The following is a 21,293-nucleotide window of genomic DNA, read 5'->3' as shown; positions in this document are numbered from 1 at the left end:
AAGACTCTTTGTTTCACTAAATAATATAAATAATTTAATAGTTTTTGTTGTTTTAACATATTTTATGTAAATTAGTATACCCAATATTATTACCAAGTAAAATCCCCCCAAGAATGAAAAATTTACATTGGTTACTATTATGCTTGTTGTATGTGCAAACAGTAACATCTCAATCAAACAAAACTTGCGAAAAGCAAGAAACTGTTGTTATTCAAGACCTAAATAGTATTAACAAGTGCAAAGTAGAAGGTAAGACAATAAAAAGCCAATCTGCTAGGCATATTATTTTAGGATTCAGTAATTCCAAAAGCCGTTTTTTTAGGAAAAGAAGAAAAGAATTAGCTAAAACAGTGAACTCAATCACTTCTGTAGGAATTTCTAACAGCAAAAAAAATATAAAAATATCAGGAGATGTTGATATAAAAGAGTCTGAAAGTAAAATTTTTACATTCCAGAATGTAGATCATCTCCCAGTTTTTGAAAATTGTGAAAATTCTACAGATAATCTTAAGTGTTTTAATATATCAATAGGTAATTTTATTCAAGAAAATTTTGAGTACCCAGACGAAGCGATTGATAATGAAATTGTAGGTAAAGTGACCATAAATTTTGTGATAAATAAAGAGGGAGAAGTCGTAAAAATTAAAGCAACTAATGATGATAATAAAGAAAATATACTAACTCGTTATAGTAAAAAACTAATATCTAAGCTGTCTAAAGTAAAACCAGCTTTAAAGGATGGCGTGCCAGTAGCAGTTTCTTATGAGTTATATCTAGATTTTTCTTTATAGAATTTAAATAAGGTTATATAAAAAAAATAATATGGGGTTCAAAAGTGAACCTCATATTTATTTTATAGTAAAGTTTAAATTTGAAATCCAATTTGCTCTTAACTCTGGTAAATTATCAGGATAATACATAATAGGTTCAGGCTGTCTTTTTTCTAAATAATTTCCAGTGTCCCAAATACCATTACTGTTTTCATCAATAATCGCTCTAATTGAATATGTGTCTGGAATTAATGAATTAAATTCAATTTTGCCAGATTCTTTTAAAATTTGTTTTTTATATACGTTGTCACCTTTTAGTAACTCGATTATTACCGGGTGTTTAACTTCTTTGTTTACAGTTAAAATAATGCTCCCATAATCTTCTATGTCTTTAGTTGCAAATTTATAGTTAAGAGTGTCTTTAGATTTTACTTTAAAAATATCCATAATAGCTTCAGGTAAAGCTGTTAGTTTATAAGGGGTTTTTGTCTTTCTTTCAAAAAAGACACCCAACTTATTGTTAGATATAATTTCTAATGTATGAGCAACTTCAGTTGTATCACTAGTATTAGTTAAAGAAAATTTAGCAGGATAGAACTCACGAATAGGGTTGTTTGTAATTAAAGTAAGTGTGTCTTTAATATGTAAAGTGCTTTTAATATTCGTTGTTACTGAAAGTGAATCAATCTTTTTCTTTTTTAGTTTAATGGTTACAGTATCTATAGATGTTTTTTCAGAAACAATAAAGGTTAAAGAATCTAGCTTTTTATCAGAATGGTACCAATAATTTAAAGTGTCTTTATCTTTTTCAAATTCTGTTTTAAAAACAAAGTCATTTGGTGCTTTTGAAAGTAATTTTACTTGTAATCCTTTTTGTTTTCCTGTGAAACCAAATTGAATTTTCCCTTTAGTTACCTCTCTTCCTTTTTTAAATATATAAGGTTGAGTTTCTTTAAAAAGTATAATTGGAGAAGAGGTTATACTGTCTTTAGGAAGAGAAATAGTATCATTATAAAACCCAATTTTATCTGTTCTAGAATTAAATTTATAATCAGAAGTAGATTCATCTATAGCCATTAAAAAGTACTTTCCTTCAGCTAAGTTTGTAAACTTATAATTAATAGAATCGTAAGTTCTGGTTACATAATCTGGCTTGTTTTTATAGACAATAGAATCATTAAAGGTAGAATCAATTTTATATAAGAGAACACTATAGTTTTTTTTAGGTTCTTTAATTGTGATATCTTTTATGGAACCTTTCATACTTAATGAATCTATAAAATCCCCTGTAGAAAAAATGTATTTAAAATTCTCTAAAGGATTATTTTCATTATTATCTTGTATAGCATTTCCAAAGTTAAATGTGTAAGTTGTGTTTTCTTTTAATGTATCTAAAATTTTAATGTTTATATATTTACTTGGAGTTCCTTGTGGTGTAATTAAAGGAGCTGTTTTAAAAGGAGGTGAAACAATTAATTGCTTATTTAAATCCTTAAGCACAATATACTCGTCAAAATAAATGCGAATATTGTTATCATTAAAGTTTAAGCTTTCATAAGCAGGGTCAGCGGAAATTAATATTGGTGCGTCTTTATCTTTAGGTCCACCTTCAGGTCTTCCTTTTCTGGCACAACTACTAATCATCAAACTAAAACTAAAAAGAAAAAATATAAGGTTATAATGTTTCACAAAACTAATTTTAAACGTAATCAAAAGTAGTAAAAAAACTATTAGACTTTTAGTGTGTAAGCCATAGTAAGTACACTTATTTTTATGTTCTTGGTTTTTAATAAAGCATTAACACAAGACTCAATAGTTGCACCAGTGGTAATTACATCGTCGACAAGTAGCACATGTTTGTTTTCGTAAAAGTTGGTGTCAATTAAAGAAAACTTAGATGAATTCTGGTTATAACGATCGAACCTCGATTTTTTTGTTTGTGTTTTGGTGTTTGAAATTCGAACTAAATTTTTATTACTAAAATTCGTTTTTAATCCTTTTGAAATACATTTTGCAAAAGAATCAACTTGATTATAACCTCTTGTTTTTAACTTTTTTTTATGGAGAGGAACAGGAAGTACATAATCAATTTCAGAAAATAAATTTCTCTTTTTTATCTCATGACTATACCATTTGCCTAAAAAAACACCTACATCTTCTCGTTCCTTGTATTTTAATTGGTGAATTAGCTTTTGAGTAATATTGTCTTTCCTGTAATATAGAAAAGCTTCAAAGTTCTCTAAATCGAAGTTCAAAAAAGATTCAGGTATAAAAGTATCTTTCTCATTAACTATTGGTAACTCATTTTTACAATTACTACATAGTATTATTTCATTGGAAAACAGTAGATTTTCACAACTTAAACATAAATTAGGATAAAATATACCCAATAAATCCTTTAAAAAGCGCATATTTGCTTAGCAATTTTTCGATAAATTTAAAAAATAAATAGTATTTGGGAAAGAAACTTAATTTTTTTAAAGAAGCTGTTTTAGCAGCCAAAACATCTGGAACTATAACACCTAGCTCAAGATTCCTTGCAGAAAAAATGCTTAAGGGAATGAATTTTAATCAAACTAATTTAATAGTTGAGTTAGGGGCTGGAAATGGAATTATAACAAAGCATATTCTTAAAAAATTAAAACCCAACAATCATTTAATCAGTTTCGAAATTAATGAAACTTTTTATCAAGAATTACAGAAAATTGATCACCCACAATTAACGATTTTAAATGTTTCTGCAGAATTTTTAATTACTGAAATTGAAAAGAAAGGTTATAAAAATGTAGATTGTATTGTTTCAAGCCTTCCGTTATCCATAATACCAAAGCCAATTTCAAAAAATATTTTAGAAGAATCATACAAAGCATTAAATACAAATGGAAGTTTTGTGCAATTTCAATACAGTTTAGATTATTTTAAAAAATTCAAAAAATTGTTTGGGAAAGAAAATGTAAGCTTAAAATTTGAGCCATTAAATATTCCTCCTGCATTTATTTACAAATGCACAAAGAAATAGAATTTACAACTTGTACTTTTTGTATTTTTGCCTTCTATGATAGAAACGAGAGAAGCAATATCAGAAAAGGTGGTTTTAATAGGTGTTATTACACAGCATCAAGATGAAAACAAAGCGAATGAATATCTAGATGAATTAGAGTTTTTAACACATACTGCTGGTGGAGTACCTGTGAAACGTTTTTTGCAAAAGTTAGAAAAACCAAATCCAAAAACTTTTCTTGGAACAGGTAAGTTAGATGATGTAAAAATGTTTATTGAAGCTAATGGAGTAGGAACAGCAGTTTTTGATGATGAATTATCACCTGCTCAACTTAGAAATATAGAAAGAATTTTAGATTGTAAGATTCTAGATAGAACAAATCTTATTTTGGATATTTTTGCGAGTAGAGCACAAACTAGCTCTGCAAAAACTCAAGTAGAATTAGCTCAATATGAATATTTATTACCAAGATTAACTCGAATGTGGACTCACCTTGATAAGCAAAAAGGAGGTATTGGTATGAGAGGGCCTGGAGAAACTGAAATAGAAACAGATCGTCGTATTATTCGAGATAAAATAACTTTACTAAAGAAAAAATTACAAACCATAGACAAACAAATGGCTGTTCAAAGAAAGAACAGAGGTAAAATGGTTCGCGTAGCTTTAGTTGGGTATACTAATGTAGGAAAATCTACTTTAATGAATTTAATTAGTAAAAGTGAAGTTTTTGCAGAAAATAAACTTTTTGCAACTTTAGATACAACAGTTAGAAAAGTTGTGGTTAAAAATGTACCTTTTTTACTTACAGATACGGTTGGATTTATTAGGAAACTACCAACTCAATTGGTAGAATCTTTTAAATCTACTTTAGATGAAGTAAGAGAAGCTGATTTGTTAGTGCATGTTGTAGATATTTCTCACCCTAATTTTGAAGAACATATAGCTTCGGTTAATAAAATACTCGATGAGATTGATAGTGCAAATAAGCCAACAATTATGATTTTTAATAAAATAGATGCTTACACTCATGAAACTATTGATGAAGACGATTTAGTTACTATAAAAGGTAAAGAACATTACACCATAGAAGATTGGAAGAAAACTTGGATGAATGATCTTGAGAAAAAAGCTTGTTTTATTTCTGCTACGGAAAAAGAAAATATTGAAAATTTCAAAGAAACAGTTTATGATGAAGTAGTGAAAATTCACTCAAGAATTTTTCCGTATAATAATTTCTTGTATTAAACAATTAATGAGTGAAAAATTGCAAAAAACACATTATTTATGGCCAAAAAAGTATAAAAAAACAATTTTAAATATAGCGATAGGTTTTTTTTTTTACTTTTGCAAATGGAACATAGTGTAAATTTAGTAAACTTATTAAACATTGTTTAAAAGTTTTAATTCCCCAACTTATGAGAAAAATTCTATATATAGCAATCTTTGCATGTTCATTTAGTGTTTTTAGTCAAAGTAGTAACGAGACTTGCGATACACCTGAAAGTCCTATAGAGGATTTGAACAGTATAACGAAATGTACTGTAAAGCCATCAAAGAATGGTAAAGATAAAAAAGCAAGACAGATATCTGTTAGAGTTTCTGCTCCGAAAAGAAGGTTTTTAAAAAAAAGAAAAAAACAAGCTGCATCTGAAGTAAATAATTTAAATAGTTCTGGAGTTTCTACGGTTAATCATTCAACCGATATATCTAAAACATTAAAGCTTAAAACAAATTTAGCCGCTCTAACTAATACGTTATCTAAGGAAGAAGTTCGTAAAGCAGAAAAATTTAGCACAGTTGATAATATCCCTGCATTTCCTGATTGTTCTAATGAATTAGGAGGAGATCAATTAGACTGTTTTAATAATGAAATGATAAGTCATATCCAAGAGCATTTTAGTTATCCAAATCAAGCAATGATAGATAAACTGCAAGGAGAAGTTTGGGTGCGTTTTATTATAGATAAAGATGGTAATGTTACAAATATAAAAGCTTTAGGTCCTAAAGGAGGTAAAATTCTTAAGGATGAAGCGATAAGAGTAGTGTCTAATTTGCCTAAATTTAAACCAGCAACAAAAGCAGGTAAATCAATATCAGTAAAATATGGTTTCCCTATCAACTTTTCTTTAGAAGATAATTAATAATTTATTAACTTACTTCTCAGTTAAATTCAATTAATCAAAACTTATAAGCAATGGTCAAAAAATTACTCATGCTGCTTTTTATATTTGGCAGTTATTTTTTGTTTGCTCAAACAGAAGTTAAAGGTTTAGTATTCGATGAATATTTAGAACCTTTTCCTGGAGCAACTGTAAAAACAAGTGAAGGAAAAACAACAAGTTCAAATTTTGATGGCGAATTTGTAGTAAGAGTAAAAAAGTTCCCCGTAACAATTACAGTATCTTTAATAGGTTATCAAACAGAAACAATTCAAGTTTCTAGTGCTGATGATGATTTAAATGTGATTTTAAAGGAAACTTTAGGGTTAGATCAAGTTGTAGTTTCAGCATCTAGAACTCCAGAACGAGTTATAGAATCTCCTGTGACAATTGAAAGAATTGATGGGAAATCAATTAAAAGAACCCCATCTCCTAATTTTTATCAGTCTTTAGGTAATCTAAAAGGAATTGATGTTTTAGATAATAATTTACTTACTAAAGCAATTGGTTCTAATAGAGGGTTTATTAGTACTGAGAATAACAGATTTGTTCAATTAGTTGATGGAGTTGATACTGCAGTTCCTGTATTCGATTACGCTTTAGGTAATTTATCTGGTTTGGTTGATCTTGATGTTAAAAACGTAGAAATACTTCCGGGAGCAGCTTCTGCATTATATGGGGCTAATGCTTTTAATGGAATCTTATTAATGACAAGTAAAAACCCTTTTGACGATAGTGGTGTAAGTGTTGCTCTTCAGTCTGGGATTACAACTCAAGAAGATAGAGGAGCGTATGCTTATTATGATGTAAGTACTAGAATGGCTTACAAATTTAGTGATCATTTTGCTGCTAAGGCTAGTATAAAATATATTCAAGGTGAAGATTGGGTAGCTAATGATAGAAGCGATATCAATGGACAAGGATTTAGTCATTTAGATAATCCAAATTATAATGGAGTTAATGTTTATGGAGATGAAGTTAGCCTTAACTTAGTTGATTTAGCATTGTTGGCAACACCTTTCGCTGCAGATCCTACTTCTCCTTTATTTGGTTTAAATCCATTAGGATTAATTTCTGGTATTAACGGTGTTGAAAGACAAAGGGTTAGTAGAACTGGTTTTGCAGAAAGAGATATGATTGACTATGATGTGAATAGTTTGCTTTTTGATGGTTCATTGCACTTTAGACCATGGGGAGAACAAGGAGCAGAAATCATTTTTGGTTCTAAATTCACTATAGGTGATAATATTACTCAATCTAGTAATAGATATGATCAATCTAATTCATCTATGCAACAATTTAGATTTGAAGTAAGAGATAAAAACTATTTTGTTAGAGGTTATTACAACGAAAATGACGCAGGTAAAACAATAGACACAAACCTAGCAGGAGTTTTTGTTGGAAGTGCTTGGAAAGATAATAGAGTATATTTTCAAGAATACGCGGGAGCTTACTTTTCTTCTTTAGCAAGTGGACTGACGAGTGATCAAGCTCATTTAACAGCAAGAGGTTTTGTAAATCGAGATTTCCCAAGTGTTACTTCCTCAACATATCAAAATGCGTTAAAATTAGCAAAAGAAACCACTTTAGCAGATGGAGGAGCTTTATTATCTGAAAACTCAGGTTATTACCATGTAGATGCTAACTATAATTTTGCTGATTTTATTGATTTCGCAGATATTCAAGTTGGTGGTAGTTTTAGAAGTTTTGCATTAGATTCAAATGGTCAGGTTTACACCGACGATGATGGTGTTTTAAGGTATAGACAGTATGGTTTATATACTCAAGTTCAAAAGAAATTTATTGATGATAGGTTAAAATTAACGGGAACAGTGCGTTTTGATAAATCAAGAAACTTTGAAGGTAATTTTTCGCCAAGGGCAACAATTTCGTATGCAGCAGGAGAAAAAAGAGATCATAACTTTAGAATTGGTTTCCAAACAGGATTTAGAAACCCAACATCACAAAATCAATACCTAGGATTAACACTAGGAAACATAGTGTTATTAGGATCAGTAGAAGAAAACTTAACAAGAGAAGTTGTAACAAGGCAATTTATATCTGACCCAACTCAATCGGTCACTATTTTTGGTACTTCTGCATTTAACAATTCATATACAGCATCTTCTGTAGATGCATTTCAAACGGACTTTAGATCAAATGCTGTCAGTGGAAATTTAGGTGTAGTAAATTCATTACTTTTACAAGTTTCTGATTTTGAATTAGTTAAGCCGGAAACAGTACAATCTTTTGAATTAGGGTATAGAGGAGCTTTAGATGTAGCTGGAAAATTATTCGAGTTTGATATTGTTGGTTATTATAACTTACACAACGATTTTATAACACCTACAGATGTGGTTGTTCCTTTTTACGGAGATGTAAACAATCCAACTTCTAATGCTGCTTTGGCGATAGCAAATAACGATTTTCAAAGATATTCTATAACAACTAATATAGATTCTGAACTACAAGTTTTTGGATTTTCTGCAGGTTTTAGCACGAAACTTTTTGGTAATTTTGATTTATCAACCAGTTATGCGTTTTCTGACTTTACTATCGAAGAAACTGATATCGATTTTAAACCTTTTTTCAATGCTCCAAAACATGCCGTAAAAGCTCAATTTGGTAATGATAGATTGTTTAAAAATTTCGGTTTTTCAACAAATGTAAGATGGCAAGATGAATTTTTATACCAAACAAGATTTGTTGATAGAGTCTTAGATAGTCGTTTTGTTTTAGATGCACAGTTAAATTACACAATACCATCTCTTAAGTCTTTTATTAAAGTAGGAGCAACTAATTTAACAGGTGAAGAATATATTAGTGCAACTAGTGCAGGTACTATAGGGTCACAATATTATATCTCTTGGATCATTAATAATTAAGCTATAGATAGCGTAAAAAAACAATTTAAAGAGAGGTAACTACCTCTGTTTTTTTTTGTTAGCGTTAATGTAAATGAGTTTTTATTTTGTTTTTTGAAAAAAAAAAAGTAATTTTGCGGTCTGTAAAGAACCAAACAACTGCTACAGTAAATTAGTAAATGTTAAAAGTATGAGAAAATTTTATTTACTTGTAGTATTATTATTATCCCTTAATAGTTTTAGTCAGGACACATGTGATACTCCTGAAGAAACTACATTGGAAGATTTGAATAGTATTACAAAATGTTCAATCAAGCCTGCTAAGAACAAGAAAGACAAAAGGAATAGACAGATCACTGTGCGTGTTTCTGCTTCTAAAAGAAGATTCTTAAAGAAAAGAGAGTCTAGAAAGAAAACAGCTGTTTCAGGAGCTGGTAGCTTAAACTCTTCAGGTATTTCTACAATTGCAAACAACTCTGGTATTTCAAGTAAACTTTCACTAAAAAAGAAGTCAGCATCAAATAGTATTGCTGCTTTAACGAATAGTTTGTCTGAAGAAGAAGTAAGAAAAGCCGACAGGTTTAATACTGTTGATAAAATTCCTGCTTTTTCAGATTGTGATTCAGCAAAGAAGGGTGATATGATTGATTGTTTTAACACAGAAATGATGTTACATATTCAAAAGCACTTTAGATATCCTGCTGAAGCTGTAAGAAATACTGTAGAAGGAGAAGTGTGGGTGCGTTTTATTATCGACAAAAATGGTGAGGTTAAAAACATTAAAACCTTAGGGCCAGAAAATGCTGATATTTTAAACGAAGAAGCTAAAAGAGTAGTAACTAAATTACCTAAATTTAAACCTGCTAGAAAAGATGGTAAACCAGTTGCTGTAAAATACGGTTTCCCAATAAACTTTTCGTTAGAAGAATAATTTCCAATCCTTAATATAATTAAAATGTTGAAGAAACAATTAGTAATGATTGTTTTCACGCTGTGTGCTATCTCTACTTTTGCACAGGTGAAGATAAAAGGTGTAGTATATAATGAATACTTAGAGCCTTTTTATAATGCTAAGATAACAAGTGGATCAAACTCTGCATTATCTGACATGAGTGGTAATTTTGAAATTACGATTAAAGGTAATTTACCACAAACTATAGAGATTTCTGCGTTTGGTCATCAAACAGAATATGTAGATGTTGAAAGAGTTGGGCAAAAAATTAATGTAATTCTTAAAGAAAACTTATTGTTAGATCAGGTTGTAATTTCTGCATCTAGAGTTCCGGAAAGAATTATTGAATCTCCTGTAACTATCGAAAGATTCGGATTAACAGATATAAGAAGAACAACATCTAACTCTTTTTATGATGGATTAGTAAGCTTAAAAGGTATTAATGCTAGAGAGGGTAGTTATGGATTTAAATCTATCAACACAAGAGGATTTGCTGATTTTAGCAACTCTAGATTTGTGCAAATGGTAGATGGTATGGATACAGCTGCTCCTGCATTAAACTTTAGTGCTGGTAACCTATCTGGTGTAAATGAGCTAGACATTAATAACGTAGAAATCTTACCAGGTGCATCTTCAGCTTTATATGGAGCAAATGCATATAACGGTATTATGTTAATGAATACTAAAAGCCCTTTTGATTTCACAGGAATTAGCACACTGTTTAAAACAGGATATACAAGTCAAAATCTTGCTGGAGATAATTTATTTTATGATTTATCAGCCAGATTAGCTTACAAGTTTAGTGAGTCTTTTGCAGCTAAAGTTAACTTCTCTTATTTTGAAGCTGCGGAATGGTTAGCTAATGATACAAGTAACAAATTAATCGATACTAATGAAATCACTGAAGGAGTTGCAAACAGCCCATTAAATTATGATGGTGTAAATATTTACGGAGATGAATTTAATAATAGTATTAGTGTTCAGGATATTGGCCGCAGATTTTTCGGAATAAATTTACCTCAAGACGCAAGAGTTAGTAGAACTGGTTTTGCAGAACGTGATTTATTAATGGATGACAAATCTAAAAATTTAAAATTCTCAACTTCTTTTCATTACAGACCTTTCAAAGATGAATCTTTAGAATTAATTTTAGCTACAAGATTAGCTATGGGGAATAACTTATTACAAGGAAGTTCTTCTAGATTTTCTCAAAGAGATTACTACATTGGTCAGTCTAAATTCGAAGTTAAAGGAGATAACTTTTATGTAAGAACTTATTACACAAGAAACGATGCTGGAAGATCTTATAATCTAGATATTACAGGAGCATTATTAACAGCACGATCTTCAGCTGGAAATACTGTAGGTAACTGGGGTGTAGACTATTTAATTGGATTAGATAGAGCAGGAGTAGATTTTAATAATTTAACTGCAGATACAGATATTTTACAAAGTGCAAGAGAGTACGCAGATAGTTTTACTTTACAACCAGGAAGTAATGGTTTTAGAACAGAGTTTGAAAATATTACATCTACTTTAATTACAGAAGGTGGTAGTAGAATTTATGACAGAAGTTCTTATTCTCATATCGATGGTAATTATAATTTTACTAGTTTAATTAACGATTGGGCAGATGTTCAAGTTGGAGGATCATTCAGACAGTACAATCCAGATTCTAAAGGAACAATCTTTAACGATGCTACGCAACCTATTACAGTAAATGAATATGGTATTTACTCTCAAATTCAAAAGAAATTATTAGATGATAGATTAAAGTTAACAGCTTCTATTCGTTACGATAAATCTCAGAATTTCGATGGAAATTACTCACCACGTTTTGCAGTGAATTATGCTTTAGGTGAAGATAAAAATCACATCATTAGAGCATCTTTCCAAACAGGTTTTAGAAACCCAACAATTCAAGAGCAGTATTTATTCAACCAACCAGGAAGAAAAATCAATGTTGGAACATCTAGAGCTAACTTAGATAGAATTGCAATAGGTCAAGATATTACATTAAATGTTTTAGGAGTTCCTACTGTAATTGACGGTGTAATTTCTGGGGATGATATCATCAACAACTCTTTACTTACCGAAACTGTATTTACAGATTTTACATATGTAAAGTCAGAATATGAAGAGATTAAGCCAGAAGAAGTACAAACTATCGAACTAGGATATAGAAGTATGTTCGGAATTACAGATACTAATAATATTAACATTGATATTAATGGTTTTTATAGTTTCCATAACGATTTTGTATTCTTCCAAGATATTGTAACTCCAAAATTAGGTCAGGTTTATCCTTTTGGAAACAGACAATTAACTGCTGCTGAATTAGCAGATCCGTTAATTCAAGCTGGTAACATTGTTGATGGAGTTTTAGTTTGGGATGCTTTTGCACAATACGCATTTACAAACTTAGGTCCATCAGGAGAATTATTAGTTCAAGAATTTAATATCGTAACAAATAGTAAATCTAGAGTAAATTCTTTTGGAGCTAGTGTTGCTTTATCAACTAAAATTTTCGAAAGCTTCGATTTAGGATTAAACTATAGTTATATCGATTTTACTTTCGATGATGAAGATAATGGATTCTTTGAGCCTAACTTTAATACACCTAAGCACACAGTAAAAGCTCAGTTTGGAAATAATAATCTTTTCAAGAATTTTGGATTTAACGTTAATGCAAGATGGTTAGACAAATACAGATGGGTTTCTCCATTTGTAAAAGGAAATGTAGATGCAAGAACAGTATTAGATGCGCAATTAAACTATAGAATTCCATCTATAAAATCTAAATTTAAAATTGGAGGAACTAACTTGCTAGGTAAGGAGTTTCAAGTTGCTCCAGGAACAGGAAATATTGGTAGTTTATATTATATTTCTTGGACAATTAACGACTAATAGCTAATTCTAGCTACTACTCATATACAAAACCGATGCAAATTGCATCGGTTTTTTCTTTTTAGAGAGTTTAAGGAGGTTTTATTTTTGTTTTTTTTAATATCCTTTAATAAGCAGAATAATAGTTTAAAACTAGTTTTAAATAGGTTTTACTAACGACTTTTTACTTTTTAAGAATGATTATTCTATTTAAGAATGAATACTAAACAAAAAAACACGATTATTCAAAATAATAATCGTGTTCTGTAGTATCCTTTTAAAATGAATTATTATTCTATAATTCCTAATCTTTTAGCTCTTTGTTCCCAACTTTTTCTAGCTAAGTTTTGAAGATTAGCAACATTATCACTTTCATCCATAATTTCTAAACCTAATAAAGTTTCAATTACATCTTCTTGGGTAACAATACCACTAACAGAACCATATTCATCAACCACTAAAGCGATATGTTCTCTTTGTTCTATTAAGTTTTCAAAAAGTTGAGGAATAGGTAAATCTCTTTTCGTAATAATAATATTTCTCTTAATTGTTTCTAGTTTTTCCTCTCCATTACCTTTTATTATAGCTTCTAAGAGTTGATCTTTTAAAAAGTATCCTATTATATTATCACTACTTCCAGAGTATAAAGGAATACGTGAAAAACGTAAATTAGCATTCTCGTCAAAAAAAGATTTTATAGTCTGAGAAGCGTCTGCAGTTTTTAATACAGTACGAGGAGTCATGATATGTTTAGCAGAAACTTCTTTAAAGCTAAGCATGTTTTTAATTACCTTACTTTCATTTTCTTGAAAAACACCTTCTTTTTCAGCTATTTCAGTCATTGCAGAAAAATCTTCTCTACTCAAAACACTTTCTCCATGTCCTCCTTTACCAAACATTTTGGTAAAAAGCTGTAAGACCCAGATAATTCCAGTGTATTTTAAAATAGTTATTAAAATGTTTAGAGTCGTTGTAGTAAAACCAGCTAAAGATTTCCAATAAGTAGCACCAATGGTTTTAGGGATAATTTCTGAAGCCACTAAGATTAAAATAGTCATAATAGCAGAAACAATAAATACTCCGCTAAAAATCCCTGTAGACTCTTCTCCTTTAAATACAGTTTCTGCTTGAGAACCAACTAAAATAGCACCAACAGTATGCGCAATTGTATTTAACGTTAAAATGGCAATTAAAGGTTTGTCTACATCTTTTTTAAGTTCTTCTAATCCATTAGCAAAAGATTTTCCTTCATTCTTTTTTAAGTTAACAAAAGTAGGTGTAACACTTAATAATACAGCTTCTAAAATAGAGCATAAAAAAGAAAAAAGTATTGAAATTGTTCCGTAGAAAAAAAGTAGTCCCATTTTTAAATTTTTTGTAAAAATAAAAAAACCCCAAGGATATAAAATCTTGGGGCCTATATTTTGTTTAATTTCTAATATTAGAATCCGTAACTTAAACCAACTAACCAATAAGATTGAATTGTTGTTGGAGTATTTTCTAAGCTAGTAAAGCTTGTTAACGGAGAGTTAAACGTCTCTTGTCTGTTATTTCTTAAACCAGTTTCAAGACCAACTCCAATTCCTTTCCAAATATTGAAACCTAAAGAGTTTATCCAAGTCCAGTTTGATAAATCTGAAGATTTATAACTTTGGAATGTAGAAAAGTTAGATCTGAATTTAAATTTACCAATAGTTCTATTATAATCTGCAACAATCTTTGCTCCTAAAGAAGAATCGAAAGTTGTACCAGAGCTACTAAAAACAAAGTTATAGTTAATAGGGTGTACAACTACTACTAACTCTTTTAAAGGAGTCCAAGTTGCACCAACCCCGATATCTAAATAACCTGGATCATTAAAGTTTTCAATGAAAGATGTTCTATATTCTCCTAATGTAGAAACAGCTATGTTTTTAGTTAATTTATAACCATAAAGCGAGGTAATTGTAAATACATCAGTTGTTCCTCTGAATCGAGTATCATCGTTCGGGTCATCTTTATCATCGATTTTAACCCAACCTAAATTTAAATTTGCAGAGTTTCTCCAGAAATATTTTTCGCGGTCTAAATTAGCAATCCCATTTACAGTAATACCTATGTTACCTGCTGAAGAGTTTGGTACAGCATTAGAAAACCAATCGTTAAATCCAGAAAAGTTAGCACCAATTGTTCCAAAAGTACTAAACTTCCAACCTGGAAAAGCATCAATCTTTGCTTGCAGTGCATCTACTTCTCCTTGTAGTTTTGCTGCCTCAGCGGCTTTCTTTGACTTTTCAGCTTTTAGCTCTTCAATAGTTTGAGCGAATGAAAAATTACTTATTAATAAAGCTACAGCTATAACTAATTTTTTCATGTTTTTTAATTATTTTGATTTTATGATATTAGTCTCTAAAAGACTTAAGACAAAGATATATCGAAAAAGTCACTTAATTAAATAATATAATTTAATCCTAGTCCAAATAATTGTTTGAATTGAATTCTAGTAGAAGCATTGTCATCAATAATTGTATGAAAGCCTAAATTGGTTGATAAATACTTATTAATTTTCATTAATAAGTTGATTTGATAATCTATATCTATATTTTCAGGTCTATCAAGATAATCAGAATACAAAGCAAAAATGTTTTCCATAGAAATGTTTTTTGCTAAATTGAATTTATAATAAGAAGAAAGATTAAAACCTAAACTGAAACTAGAGTTTTTACCTTCTTCAACACCAAAACTACCAGAAAACTTATCAGATACAAATGTAAAACGAGAAGTTGATGGTGCTATGTTTATATATTTTGTTTTAGATTTTTTCCAGAGCATTCCAGGTCCAAAACTTAAATAAGCAGGTGAAAAAGGATCAGAAGTAGCAACTTTAGGGTCTTTAGTGTAATCGAAACCTCTAGTGTATTGAGTTCTTAAATTGCTAATAAAAGAAAAGAACCAATGATTCTTTTTAGATTTATAACCTACTAGAGTATTGTACTCTAAACGATCGTCAGTTTTTCGAGTACCTTTATCATCCACATAACTTAAACCGTAATTAGAAATAATTTTATTATCCCAGTTCCAATTTTCTCTTTTATAATTTAAATCCTGAACTATATTAATATTACCTGCTACAGTGTTTGCCCCACCAGCTGTCCAATTTGAGAAGGTAGATTGATTTAAGAGAAAAGTGATTTTAGTGTTAAATTTCCAGTTTTTTGAAACACTATCTTTTTTTTTCTCTTCTTCTTGAGAAAAAATAGTAAAACTTATACTAAGACAAAAAAACAATAATACTTTCCTCATATAAAAACAATAATATTTATTTCTTTTTAAACAGTGGAACTGTAGAACAGGCTTCACCGTACATGATGGATTTTACTACAGGTTGAATTTTTGATATTAATAGAGGATATGCGCTTTCAGGAATAGGTTTACTACTGCAACCTTTTATAATTACAGGCTTATTCTTAAAAGTGTCTAAAGATAAGGTATTTATAATTTCTGAAAAAATAACTGTTTCTAATAATTCTAAATTTCCAATGACAACTTTTTTTGCAAATTGATTTAATTCTGTTGAAATTAAAAGATATGCCCATGAAGGAATAATAGCATCAGTAGCACAATATAGAGCAACATAAGCTTCGTTATACTGAGTCCAATCGTGATTTTTTACATGTTCTCGAAAGTCTTTTTCTTTAAGCAATAAACCTTCATATAACCAATCAGAAATATCAAAAAGAACACGTTCCCCTTCAACATAATAATCTTCGAGATCGAAAGTTACTAGTTTACTATTGGCTACTCTATTTACTATTTCGTCTGCCATATTATAACATTCCTAATTCTAATTTTGCTTCTTCACTCATCATTTCTTTAGTCCATGTAGGATCAAAAGTAATTTCTACTTCACAATCATTAATTTCTTTTAAGGTTTTTACCTTGTCTTCTACTTCAACAGGTAATGTTTCAGCAACAGGACAGTTAGGTGATGTTAATGTCATTAAAATTTTAGCATCATTTTCTTCAGATACAAAAACATCATAAATTAATCCTAATTCGTATATATCTACCGGTATTTCAGGATCGTAAATTGTCTTTAAAACTCTTACAATTTTATCTCCTAAATCTTCTAATTGTTCCTCTGTCATTTTTAATTTGTTAATTTAGTTTGCTGAGCAATCGCATACATTTTAATTTGCTTTACCATAGATACTAATCCGTTTGCTCTGGTCGGACTTAAATGTTCTTTTAATCCAATTTCATCAATAAACTTTGTATCTGCTTCAAGTATTGCTTTTGGAGTTTGGTTGGAATAGACACGTAATAATAACGCCACAATTCCTTTTGTAAGAATAGCATCACTATCAGCTGTGTAAGTAATTTTATCATCATTAATTTCAGAATGCATCCAAACTTTTGATTGACATCCTTTGATTAAATTTTCATCTAATTTATAATCTTCAGCAATAAGAGGTAGCGATTTACCTAATTCAATAATATACTCGTATCGCTCCATCCAGTCTTCAAACATTGAAAACTCATCAATAATTTCTTCCTGTATTTCTTTGATAGTCATTTTTTAGAACTATTTTTGCACTTTACAAATTGTTTTGTGCAGTTATTGTGCAAAATTACTGATAAAAATTAATAAATGGGTAAACTATTAGCGGTTGGAACTGTTGCTTTTGATGCAATAGAGACACCTTTTGGTAAAACTGACAAAATATTAGGAGGTTCGGGAACTTTTGTTGGTTTAGCAGCTTCGCAATTTGGAGTAGAAACAGGAGTAGTATCTGTAGTAGGAGGAGATTTTCCTCAATCATATTTAGATATGATGCAGAACAAAGGAATTGATACTACTGGTATCGAGATTGTAAAAGATGGTAAAACATTCTTTTGGAGTGGAAGATATCACAACGATATGAACTCTAGAGATACTTTAGTTACAGAACTAAATGTTTTAGAAACTTTTACACCAGTTGTACCTGACGCATTTAAAGATGCTGAAGTTGTAATGTTAGGAAACTTACATCCATTAACACAAGTTTCAGTTTTAGATCAAATGAATGAGCGTCCGAAATTAGTTGTTTTAGATACAATGAATTTCTGGATGGATATTGCATTAAGTGATTTACACGAAGTGTTAAAGAGAATTGATGTAATTACAATTAACGATGAAGAAGCTCGTCAGTTAAGTGGAGAATATTCTTTAGTAAATGCAGCTAAGAAAATTCACGAAATGGGACCAAAATATGTAGTGATTAAAAAAGGAGAGCACGGAGCATTATTATTTAATGATGATAATATGTTTTATGCACCAGCTTTACCATTAGCAGAAGTTTACGATCCAACTGGAGCAGGAGATACTTTTGCAGGAGGATTCTGTGGATATTTATCTAAAACAGGAAATTACTCTTTCGAAAACATGAAGAATGCCATTATTTATGGATCTAATTTAGCTTCTTTCTGTGTTGAAAAATTTGGAACACAACGAATGGAAGAGCTAACGAAAGATGAAGTTCAAAATCGTTTAAAAGCATTTAAACAACTAACACAATTTAATATAGAATTAGTATAGAAAATCCGCGCTTTTTTGCGCGGATTTTTGTTTCAAACACACAACACAACTTACAAAAATAATAATGAGTGATTTTTTAAAGCACGAATGTGGTATTGCTTTAGTTAGGTTAAAGAAACCGCTTCAATATTATAAAGATAAATATGGTACAGCTTTTTATGGGTTAAACAAGTTATACTTGTTAATGGAAAAGCAACATAACAGAGGACAAGATGGTGCTGGTTTAGCTAGTATAAAATATAATGTTGAGCCAGGAACAAGATACATTAGTAGAATACGTTCAAATAAAAATCAACCAATTCAAGATATTTTTGGTCAAATAAATAATAGAATCAATGATATTTTTGAGAAAAACGAAGATAAATTAGATGATGTTGCTTGGCAAGAAGAGAATATGCCTTATATCGGAAATCTTTTCTTAGGACACGTTCGTTACGGTACTTTTGGTGGAAATAGTATTGAAAATGTACATCCATTTTTACGACAAAGTAATTGGAAACATAAAAATCTAATTGTAGCAGGAAACTTTAACATGACAAACTCTAAAGAGTTAATGAAAGAGTTAATTACTTTAGGACAACATCCTAAAGAAGCTACAGATACAGTAACAGTTATGGAAAAAATCGGTCATTTCTTAGAAGATGAAGTGGCAGATACTTATAAAAAAGCGAAAGCTGCTGGTTTTAACAAAAGAGAAGCTTCACCTTTTATAGAAGAGCATTTAGATATTCAAAGGATTTTAAAACGTTCTTCTAGAAATTGGGATGGTGGTTATGCAATGGCAGGTTTATTAGGTCATGGAGATGCTTTTGTATTACGAGATCCTTCAGGAATTCGACCAGCATTTTGGTATGAAGATGAAGAAGTAGTAGTTGTAGCTTCAGAAAGACCAGTAATTCAAACTACATTTAATGTTCCTATCGATGAAGTAAAGGAATTACCAAGAGGTAAAGCTTTAATCATTAAGAAAAATGGAAAAACTACAATAGAAAAAGTCATGAAAAAGCGCGAGAAATTGTCTTGTTCTTTCGAGCGTATTTATTTTTCTAGAGGTAGTGATGCAGATATTTATCAGGAAAGAAAAAATTTAGGAAAATATGTATTCCCTGAAGTTTTAAAATCTATTAACGATGATATTTCAAATTCTGTTTTTACCTATATTCCAAATACGGCAGAAACTTCTTTCTATGGAATGATGGAAGCTGCTGAAGATGTACTAAATCAACAAAAAACAACTGAAATTTTAGCTGGAGGAGGAAAACTTTCTGCTCAAAGAGTAACTGAAATTTTATCGGAAAGACCACGTTTTGAAAAAATAGCAATTAAAGATGCTAAACTAAGAACGTTTATTACAGATGATAATAGTAGAGATGATTTAGTTGCTCATGTTTACGATGTAACATATGGTGTAGTAAAACCTACTGATAATTTAGTAATTATTGATGATAGTATTGTTAGAGGAACAACACTAAAGAAAAGTATTATTAGAATTTTAGATCGTTTATCACCAAAGAAAATTGTTGTTGTTTCTTCTGCACCACAAATTCGTTATCCAGACTGTTATGGTATCGATATGGCTAAAATAGGCGACTTTATTGCTTTTAAAGCTGCTTTAGAATTATTAAAAGAAACAGATCAATACCATATTGTTGGTGAAGTTTACGAAAAATGTAAAGCTCAAAGATTAAACGAAGATAAAGACATAGTAAACTTTGTAAAAGAAATTTACGCTCCATTTACACATGAACAAATTTCAGGTAAGATTGGTGAAATGTTAAAAACTGATGAAGTAAATGCAGATGTAGAAATCATTTACCAAACTGTAGAAGGTTTACATAATTCTTGTCCAGATCATAAAGGAGATTGGTATTTCACTGGAGATTACCCTACACCTGGAGGTCATAGAGTAGTAAATGAAGCATTTATTAATTTCTATGAAGGAAATAATAAGAGAGCGTACTAATTTAAACGCATTATATTTTTAAAAAAGACTGTTTTTAAAGCAGTCTTTTTTAGTTAAAAAGTATTTCCCTCATGAATTAGAACTCAAATAAATTGTTTTACATTGGCCTGCCAAAAAGTTTTAAAAAAGAACAAAATGAGTTTAGAAGAGAAAATAATTGACTACAAGCAAGTTTTAGAAAATTTGTATGATATAATAGCGTCAGAAGAAAATGATGGAGCAATAGCTACATATATACCTGAATTAGCTAAAGTAGATGCGAATAATTTTGGCGTTTGTCTCTTGTCTACTAAAAACAAAGAATATGGTGTTGGTAATTGGCAAACAAAATTCTCAATTCAAAGTATTTCAAAAGTATTGTCTTTAAGTATCGCTTATCAAATTTTTGGAGATAAAATTTGGGAACGTGTAGATGTTGAACCTTCAGGAACACCTTTTAATTCTTTAGTTCAATTAGAATCTGACGCAGGTATACCAAGAAATCCTTTTATGAATAGTGGTGCTATGGTAATTTGCGATATGTTGGTTAGTTATTATGAAAACCCTAAAGAAGATTTTTTAGCTGCAATTAGAGAATTATGCAGTTCGAGTGAAATTATATACTCTGAAGCAGTTGCGAAATCTGAAGCTTCTGTTGGTTACAGAAACAAAGCTTTATGTAATTTTATTAAATCTTTCGGAAATATAGAGAATGAACCTGAAGAAGTGTTAGATTTTTATTTTCATATCTGTGCAATTGAAATGAGTTGCCAAGAATTATCAAAAGTATTTATGTTTTTGGCGAACCCTAACTTTACCACATCAAAAGGAACTAAAGTTTTAAATTTAAGTAAAACTAAAAGAGTAAATGCAATTATGCAAACTTGTGGATTTTATGATGAATCTGGTGAATTTTCTTTTCGAGTTGGTTTACCCGGAAAGAGTGGTGTAGGAGGAGGAATAGTTGCAGTTTATCCAGGTAAATATTGTATTACAGTTTGGAGTCCGAAATTGAACGAAAAAGGGAATTCATACCGAGGAATGAAATTTTTAGAAGCTTTTACGACGGAAACAGAACAGTCTATATTTTAGTATAATTACTGCTTAGCATTGAAATATAAAATTAAATTTTTGCAATTTTTTAACTTTTTGTTCGACTACA

The 21,293-nt window shown here is 30.0% G+C and carries 18 protein-coding genes; 10 read left to right on the top strand and 8 right to left on the bottom strand.

Annotated elements, in window-relative coordinates; genetic code table 11:
- The first annotated feature begins 113 nt into the window (after positions 1 to 113).
- Positions 114 to 791: an energy transducer TonB gene (locus AC2TEO_RS10475; RefSeq protein WP_442264771.1), complete on the top strand. Its 678-nt coding sequence runs from the start codon at positions 114 to 116 to the stop codon at positions 789 to 791.
- A gap of 57 nt (positions 792 to 848) precedes the next feature.
- Here the strand turns inward: AC2TEO_RS10475 and AC2TEO_RS10470 are convergent, their stop codons facing one another.
- Complete coding sequence (locus tag AC2TEO_RS10470; RefSeq protein WP_442264770.1) at positions 849 to 2,414, bottom strand: Ig-like domain-containing domain; 1,566 nt, start codon at positions 2,412 to 2,414, stop codon at positions 849 to 851.
- A gap of 86 nt (positions 2,415 to 2,500) precedes the next feature.
- Complete coding sequence (locus tag AC2TEO_RS10465) at positions 2,501 to 3,181, bottom strand: ComF family protein (RefSeq protein WP_442264769.1); 681 nt, start codon at positions 3,179 to 3,181, stop codon at positions 2,501 to 2,503.
- A gap of 44 nt (positions 3,182 to 3,225) precedes the next feature.
- Between AC2TEO_RS10465 and AC2TEO_RS10460 the strand changes: the two genes are divergently transcribed.
- From AC2TEO_RS10460 to AC2TEO_RS10435, 6 genes are all read left to right on the top strand, one after another.
- The gene (locus AC2TEO_RS10460; protein WP_442264768.1) at positions 3,226 to 3,789 is read left to right on the top strand and encodes a class I SAM-dependent methyltransferase; all 564 of its coding nucleotides are present in this window, start codon (positions 3,226 to 3,228) and stop codon (positions 3,787 to 3,789) included.
- Positions 3,790 to 3,825: 36 nt separating this feature from the next.
- Positions 3,826 to 5,016 (top strand): GTPase HflX, encoded by a 1,191-nt coding sequence (hflX, locus tag AC2TEO_RS10455; protein ID WP_442264767.1) that lies wholly within the window; start codon positions 3,826 to 3,828, stop codon positions 5,014 to 5,016.
- 170 nt (positions 5,017 to 5,186) lie between these two features.
- Complete coding sequence (locus tag AC2TEO_RS10450) at positions 5,187 to 5,912, top strand: energy transducer TonB (protein WP_442264766.1); 726 nt, start codon at positions 5,187 to 5,189, stop codon at positions 5,910 to 5,912.
- A 71-nt stretch (positions 5,913 to 5,983) separates the two neighbouring features.
- Entirely contained in the window at positions 5,984 to 8,815 is a 2,832-nt protein-coding gene (locus AC2TEO_RS10445) for a carboxypeptidase-like regulatory domain-containing protein (protein ID WP_442264765.1), read from the top strand.
- Between the two features lie 169 nt (positions 8,816 to 8,984).
- Positions 8,985 to 9,725: an energy transducer TonB gene (locus tag AC2TEO_RS10440; RefSeq protein ID WP_442264764.1), complete on the top strand. Its 741-nt coding sequence runs from the start codon at positions 8,985 to 8,987 to the stop codon at positions 9,723 to 9,725.
- A 24-nt stretch (positions 9,726 to 9,749) separates the two neighbouring features.
- The gene (locus AC2TEO_RS10435) at positions 9,750 to 12,653 is read left to right on the top strand and encodes a TonB-dependent receptor domain-containing protein (protein WP_442264763.1); all 2,904 of its coding nucleotides are present in this window, start codon (positions 9,750 to 9,752) and stop codon (positions 12,651 to 12,653) included.
- Positions 12,654 to 12,922: 269 nt separating this feature from the next.
- Here the strand turns inward: AC2TEO_RS10435 and AC2TEO_RS10430 are convergent, their stop codons facing one another.
- The 6 genes from AC2TEO_RS10430 to AC2TEO_RS10405 all read right to left on the bottom strand — a co-directional run bounded on the left by AC2TEO_RS10430 (position 12,923) and on the right by AC2TEO_RS10405 (position 17,187).
- Complete coding sequence (locus tag AC2TEO_RS10430; protein ID WP_442264762.1) at positions 12,923 to 13,996, bottom strand: CNNM domain-containing protein; 1,074 nt, start codon at positions 13,994 to 13,996, stop codon at positions 12,923 to 12,925.
- Between the two features lie 77 nt (positions 13,997 to 14,073).
- Positions 14,074 to 14,985 carry a DUF3078 domain-containing protein gene (locus AC2TEO_RS10425; RefSeq protein ID WP_442264761.1) on the bottom strand — a complete coding sequence of 304 codons (912 nt, stop codon included), beginning with the start codon at positions 14,983 to 14,985 and terminating at the stop codon, positions 14,074 to 14,076.
- Positions 14,986 to 15,062: 77 nt separating this feature from the next.
- Positions 15,063 to 15,914: a DUF3078 domain-containing protein gene (locus AC2TEO_RS10420; RefSeq protein ID WP_442264760.1), complete on the bottom strand. Its 852-nt coding sequence runs from the start codon at positions 15,912 to 15,914 to the stop codon at positions 15,063 to 15,065.
- A gap of 16 nt (positions 15,915 to 15,930) precedes the next feature.
- Complete coding sequence (locus AC2TEO_RS10415; RefSeq protein WP_442264759.1) at positions 15,931 to 16,437, bottom strand: DUF2480 family protein; 507 nt, start codon at positions 16,435 to 16,437, stop codon at positions 15,931 to 15,933.
- 1 nt (position 16,438) lies between these two features.
- Positions 16,439 to 16,759 (bottom strand): DUF59 domain-containing protein, encoded by a 321-nt coding sequence (locus AC2TEO_RS10410; RefSeq protein WP_442264758.1) that lies wholly within the window; start codon positions 16,757 to 16,759, stop codon positions 16,439 to 16,441.
- Between the two features lie 2 nt (positions 16,760 to 16,761).
- The gene (locus tag AC2TEO_RS10405) at positions 16,762 to 17,187 is read right to left on the bottom strand and encodes a SufE family protein (RefSeq protein ID WP_442264757.1); all 426 of its coding nucleotides are present in this window, start codon (positions 17,185 to 17,187) and stop codon (positions 16,762 to 16,764) included.
- 75 nt (positions 17,188 to 17,262) lie between these two features.
- On the opposite strand from AC2TEO_RS10405, the gene AC2TEO_RS10400 reads away from it, so the two are divergent.
- The 3 genes from AC2TEO_RS10400 to AC2TEO_RS10390 all read left to right on the top strand — a co-directional run bounded on the left by AC2TEO_RS10400 (position 17,263) and on the right by AC2TEO_RS10390 (position 21,223).
- The gene (locus AC2TEO_RS10400; protein ID WP_442264756.1) at positions 17,263 to 18,189 is read left to right on the top strand and encodes a PfkB family carbohydrate kinase; all 927 of its coding nucleotides are present in this window, start codon (positions 17,263 to 17,265) and stop codon (positions 18,187 to 18,189) included.
- A 64-nt stretch (positions 18,190 to 18,253) separates the two neighbouring features.
- A complete protein-coding gene (locus tag AC2TEO_RS10395) occupies positions 18,254 to 20,152 on the top strand; it encodes an amidophosphoribosyltransferase (RefSeq protein WP_442264755.1) in 1,899 nt (632 codons plus the stop codon).
- Between the two features lie 156 nt (positions 20,153 to 20,308).
- On the top strand, positions 20,309 to 21,223 hold the full coding sequence (locus AC2TEO_RS10390) for a glutaminase (protein ID WP_442267758.1): 915 nt from the start codon (positions 20,309 to 20,311) through the stop codon (positions 21,221 to 21,223).
- Positions 21,224 to 21,293: the final 70 nt, after the last annotated feature.

Source organism: Tenacibaculum aquaeponti, assembly GCF_057221555.1.
This window is presented reverse-complemented; position numbering and strand designations above follow the sequence as displayed.